Origin of the sequence: Bradyrhizobium sp., from assembly GCF_049798375.1 — a bacterium.
Lineage (GTDB): Bacteria > Pseudomonadota > Alphaproteobacteria > Rhizobiales > Xanthobacteraceae > Bradyrhizobium.
The window spans coordinates 1-4,781 of record NZ_JBARGP010000806.1; the positions used below are offsets into that span (position 1 = coordinate 1).

A 4,781-nucleotide genomic window follows, 5' to 3' on the forward strand; every position below is an offset into this window, starting at 1 on the left:
GTCATCGCAACCTCCAGATCCAGGAGTGTTGCGACGACCGATTGAATCCGCCGCCCGGCCCTCCCTGCGCGAATGGTTTACGGCTTATACGCGCTCTCCTCGGGGACCGGCTCTCTTGCCCCCGTCGCTCGCAATGCTCGTCGAAAGCATCGCGAACTTGACCTCAGCACCGGGAGGTCAGGACCACACGATTTCGCCGTCCGCGCGCGCGCCGCTCGTCCTGCGTCGTTCACACGGCCATCGCATCCCGCCTCGCGTTCGTGACGACGCGTACGCCCCTCTTGCCGAGGCGGGACATGCACAGAGAAACACATTTTCTGAAAAAAAGAAAGAGAAATTTTCGCGCGGCAGGCCGTGACCTACTGATCGGATTGAAAACGCTGGCGAACTTTCTGTTTCAGCGCGCTTGCGCGGTTGATCTGCGTGGGCAACGCACTTTGGCACCGCCTTTCATCTGCCTGTGCCCCTCGTTAGGATAGGCTTTCCTTCTCGATGCTGAGGTGCGCGTGTGGCCGACCTCGAACCGCTTTACACGACCTGCCGGGCGGAAACGATCGGGCGTTTCGTCGTCGAGCACTATCCGCTGCCGGCGCCGTTGGCGTGCCGGATGCTCAATCGTGGCTTCAATGACAACTATCTGATCACGGCAGCAAGCGGCGAACGTTACGTATTTCGCCTGTCGCATCATCGCGCCCGCGGCGGCGCCGACGTCGGCACCGAAACCGATTTCATCATGCACCTCGCCCGATCAGGCGTGCCGGTCGCAACGCCGGTCCCGACGTGTGTCGGCGCATTGTTCGTTGGCGCGGCGGCGCCGGAAGGTGTCCGCGAAGGCGTGCTGTTTCGTGCGCTCGATGGGCGCGCGCCCGAGGCGGCGTCGATCGCGAACGCGCGCGCCAACGGCGTCACGCTGGCGATGGTACATAACGCGGCCGAGTCCTATCGCGCCGCGGCGCCGCTGTACCGGCTCGATCTCGATCATCTGTTGCGCCGGCCGCTGGCGCGCATCCAGGAATTTCGACGCGAGATCGCTACCGATGCGAGCGCCGAACTCCACCAGCTCGCGGAGCGAACAGCTGCGCAGATCGAGGCCATGGATTTGACCTGGACGCATTGTCATGGCGATTGTCACGGCTTCAATGCGCACATCAACGCCGCGGGCGATGCGGCCTTCTTCGATTTCGATGACGGCGGCCCTGGCTATCTCGCTTACGACCTTGCGGTGTTCCTCTGGGCGAAGGTGTCGTTCGGCCGCAAGCTTCACACGCTATGGGACGCCTTCGTCGACGGCTATCGAACGATACGACCGATCACATCGGCGGATTTCGAAGCCGCACACGCCTTCGTCATCGTCAGGCACATCTGGGTGATGGGCGAATATGCAAGCCGCGCCGGGGAATGGGGCAGCGAGCCCGTCGCCTGGATCAACCGGGAGCTCGAATTCCTGAGCGGATGGGAGACAGAGCGCCTGGCCGATCGGTTGCTGTAAAATCGCTCCCGGCTCGAATGCCGAACGCCGCTCAGGGTCCATGCGCGGCGATGATGATAGGTGCAGGGATGCCGCGGCGGCGCTCAGTATCGCGCCACCACCCCACCGCCAACGTGTAGTTCAGACGAACCGTGCCTATGGCCTGCACCGACAGCTCTACAGTTGGGCTGCTGAAATATGTCAGCCACGCGAGGCAGAGGCGGCGTCCGCACAACGGCATCTATGACAACCGTTTTGTAGCAAAATGCCCGCCTTCGCCCGGTCTATTAGGAACACCGGCGAGCTTGCCGGATTGACGTATCAGCGGGAGGGCCGCGCCGGATCCGAGGCGCGTGGAGCAGGCGAGATCGCTGGCTTGAGCAGAGACGGGGAGGTCGTGGGCAGGCGAGGATGGCGGCGGAGCAAGGAAGATGCAGGACCCGACCGACAATGATCGCAACGAATGCTTGAAAAAAGCCGAATCCTGTCTTGAACAGGCGGGGCAAGATGTGTCGCGCCGCACCTATTGGATCCAGCAGGCCGCCGAATGGATTCACCGCGCGCGCGGCGGCGGAGCGCGCGATGGCTCCAAGGAGGACGCTACGGCGCGGACTCGCGAAAAGACCGGCGCGGTCACCCACGAGGTATGTGACGGACACCTGGTCCCGAAGCCAACGGCGAAATGACACGAGCTTCTCGCCGCCCCCCGTGAACTCAAACAAGACCAGGAGTGTACGATGAGCAACAACGATGGTGCAACGCGGCCACGGGAGCCCAATGGCATCGAGCCGCCATTCTCGGAAGACGATCTGCAGCGAGAGCAGCTCGGGCCGCGCGGAATTCCCGGACAGCCCGATCCGGCGAAGATGACACCGCAGCGGAAGAAGAAGACGCCCGACGAGTCCGGCTTTGACGGGCATACCGCCTGAGCCGGAAGGCATCGCAACGACAGCAATATCCGCAGCAAGCGGATGGCCGGCAACCATTGAGCCTCCCGCCGATCGTGTCCAATTGCTGCTTGATTTCCGTGCGAGGTTGGCTCACCTGAGCAGCCATGAGCGACGTCGACGCGATCATCGCCGCCAATGCGGCCCTCTATGCGGCTTTCGCGGCCGGCGACTTCGCCGCGCTTGCCGGTCTGTGGGCGGATGAGGAGACGATCTCCTGCATCCATCCGGGCTGGCCTGCGATCATCGGCCGCACCGCCGTGCTCGGCAGCTGGCGCGACATCCTGAAGAATCCGGAGCGGCCGCAAATTGTCTGCGCCGAGCCGCAGGCGATCGTCACCGGCGACCAGGCGCGCGTGCTCTGCCTCGAGCTGGTCGAGGGCACGCCGCTGGCTGCCACCAATTATTTCAGGCGCATCGACGGTGGCTGGCGGCTGGTGCATCACCATTCCAGCCCGATCGCGCAATTCCTCGGCGAGACCGACGACCCTGCCGATCCCGGCCGCAGCGTGCATTGATTCTCACGCCGGCGCCGGCGACGTGGCTCGAGAGCCGCCAATTTGCGCGCGTGTTTTTGTGCAAAATGAAGCTGGCGGCGACGTACCTTGGCGAGCATGTCCGCTCCGAACACGGAAGGCTTGCAAACTCGGCTATGTCCCTCCCATCATTCGTCATGGTATCGAACGTGACTTTGCCAGCACGAACGGACATTTGATGAGCGACATTGCGCGGCTGAGATCCTTCGTCACCGATACTGCAAAAATCGTCGAGACCGAGACCAGCGAGGCCGCAATCCTGGCCCGGCTCAAGCCGAAACTCGCGGCACTGATTGCGCATGACGACTGGCTGCCCGAGGCCTATGCGGCGACCTTCGGCGCGCGCTATCGGCAATATCTGCTGTATGCCGATCCGCTCGACCGCTTTTCGGTGGTGAGCTTCGTCTGGGGCCCCAATCAGAGCATGCCGATCCATGATCACGGCGTCTGGGGCGCGATCGGCGTGCTGCGCGGCGAGGAGGTCTCGATCGGCTATGAGCGCCGGGCGGACGGAACGCTGCAGGCTGAGCCGCCGGAGCGGCTCGGTGCGGGCGAGGTCGCCGTGGTGTCGCCCGAGCGCGGCGACATCCGTGGCATCGCCAACGGGCTTGCCGACGCGACAACAATCAGCATTCACGTCTATGGCGCGAATATCGGCCGGGTGCGCCGCTCGGTGTTCGATCCCGACACCGGTACCGCGCACGACTTCATTTCCGGATATTCGAATGACACCGTCCCCAATCTCTGGCCAGACAACACCCGAAGCTGACAAGCACCGCCTGACATCGCCGGCCGAGTTGCGCCGCCGCTGGCGAGCCGACGAGGAAGTCGCGCTGCTCGATGTCCGCGAGGAAGACCCCTATTCGCTGGCGCATCCGTTCTTTGCGGTGTCGCTGCCGCTGTCGCAGATCGAGCTGCGGATCCTCGATCTGGTCCCCAGGCGCGACGCGCCGATCGTGGTCTATGACGACGGCGAGGGCTATGCGGCGCGTGCATTGCCGCGGATCGCGGCGCTCGGCTACAGCGACGTCTCGATGCTCGACGGCGGCTTGAGGGGGTATGCGCAGGCGGGCGAGGTGTTTCGCGACGTCAACGTGCCGAGCAAGGCGTTCGGCGAGCTGGTCGAGGCGATCAGGCACACGCCGTCGCTGTCGTCAGATGAGGCCAAGGCCCTGATCGAGAGCGAAAAAAATCTCGTGGTGCTCGACGCACGGCGGTTCGAGGAATACCGCACCATGAGCATTCCGCGCGGCGTCAGCGTGCCCGGCGGCGAGCTCGCCTTCCGCGCGCGCGAGATCGCGCCCTCGGCCGACACCACCATCATCGTCAATTGCGCCGGCCGCACCCGCTCGATCATCGGCACCCAGTCGCTGATCAATGCCGGCGTGCCCAACAAGGTGCGGGCGCTGCGCAACGGCACGATCGGCTGGACGCTGGCGCGGCACACGCTCGCCCATGGCGCTGACCGGCGCGGTGCGATCGGGGCGTTCGAGGGCGGACCGGCCAATGCTCGCGACGTCGCCTATCATGCCGGCGTCCGCCATATCGGCGCGAACGAGATGGCGGCGCTGGTCGCTGAGACCGATCGCACGCTCTATCGCTTCGACGTGCGCGATGCGGAGGAATATGCGGCCGGTCATCTCCCGGGCTTTCGCCACTATCCGGGCGGCCAGCTCGTGCAGGAGACCGACATGGCCGCGCCGATCCGCGGTGCACGCATCCTGCTGACCGACGACAAGGGCGTGCGCGCCGACATGACGGCGTCCTGGCTCGCGCAGATGGGTTGGGAGGTCTATGTGCTCGAAGGCGGCTATGCCGGCGCGCTCGAGG

The 4,781-nt window shown here is 64.7% G+C and carries 6 protein-coding genes; all 6 read left to right on the forward strand.

What is annotated here, in order from left to right; all coding sequences use genetic code 11:
• Window positions 1–508 precede the first annotated feature (508 nt).
• The gene (locus WA702_RS30535) at window positions 509–1,489 is read left to right on the forward strand and encodes a phosphotransferase enzyme family protein (RefSeq protein ID WP_425114258.1); all 981 of its coding nucleotides are present in this window, start codon (window positions 509–511) and stop codon (window positions 1,487–1,489) included.
• 410 nt (window positions 1,490–1,899) lie between these two features.
• Window positions 1,900–2,154: a hypothetical protein gene (locus tag WA702_RS30540; protein ID WP_425114259.1), complete on the forward strand. Its 255-nt coding sequence runs from the start codon at window positions 1,900–1,902 to the stop codon at window positions 2,152–2,154.
• Window positions 2,155–2,205: 51 nt separating this feature from the next.
• Window positions 2,206–2,397, forward strand: a complete 192-nt coding sequence (locus tag WA702_RS30545) for a hypothetical protein (RefSeq protein WP_425114260.1) — start codon at window positions 2,206–2,208, stop codon at window positions 2,395–2,397.
• Between the two features lie 125 nt (window positions 2,398–2,522).
• Window positions 2,523–2,933 carry a nuclear transport factor 2 family protein gene (locus WA702_RS30550; protein WP_425114261.1) on the forward strand — a complete coding sequence of 137 codons (411 nt, stop codon included), beginning with the start codon at window positions 2,523–2,525 and terminating at the stop codon, window positions 2,931–2,933.
• 196 nt (window positions 2,934–3,129) lie between these two features.
• Window positions 3,130–3,720: a cysteine dioxygenase gene (locus tag WA702_RS30555; protein ID WP_425114262.1), complete on the forward strand. Its 591-nt coding sequence runs from the start codon at window positions 3,130–3,132 to the stop codon at window positions 3,718–3,720.
• A partial coding sequence (locus WA702_RS30560) for a rhodanese-like domain-containing protein (RefSeq protein WP_425114263.1) occupies window positions 3,677–4,781 on the forward strand: 1,105 nt, incomplete at its 3' end. The genes WA702_RS30555 and WA702_RS30560, both read left to right, overlap by 44 nt.

Bases quoted from the DNA above. Each gene is read 5' to 3' on its own strand.
- WA702_RS30555 (WP_425114262.1), top strand. From the start codon at position 3,130: ATGAGCGACATTGCGCGGCTGAGATCCTTCGTCACCGATACTGCAAAA.
- WA702_RS30545 (WP_425114260.1), top strand. From the start codon at position 2,206: ATGAGCAACAACGATGGTGCAACGCGGCCACGGGAGCCCAATGGCATC.
- WA702_RS30550 (WP_425114261.1), top strand. From the start codon at position 2,523: ATGAGCGACGTCGACGCGATCATCGCCGCCAATGCGGCCCTCTATGCG.
- WA702_RS30540 (WP_425114259.1), top strand. From the start codon at position 1,900: ATGCAGGACCCGACCGACAATGATCGCAACGAATGCTTGAAAAAAGCC.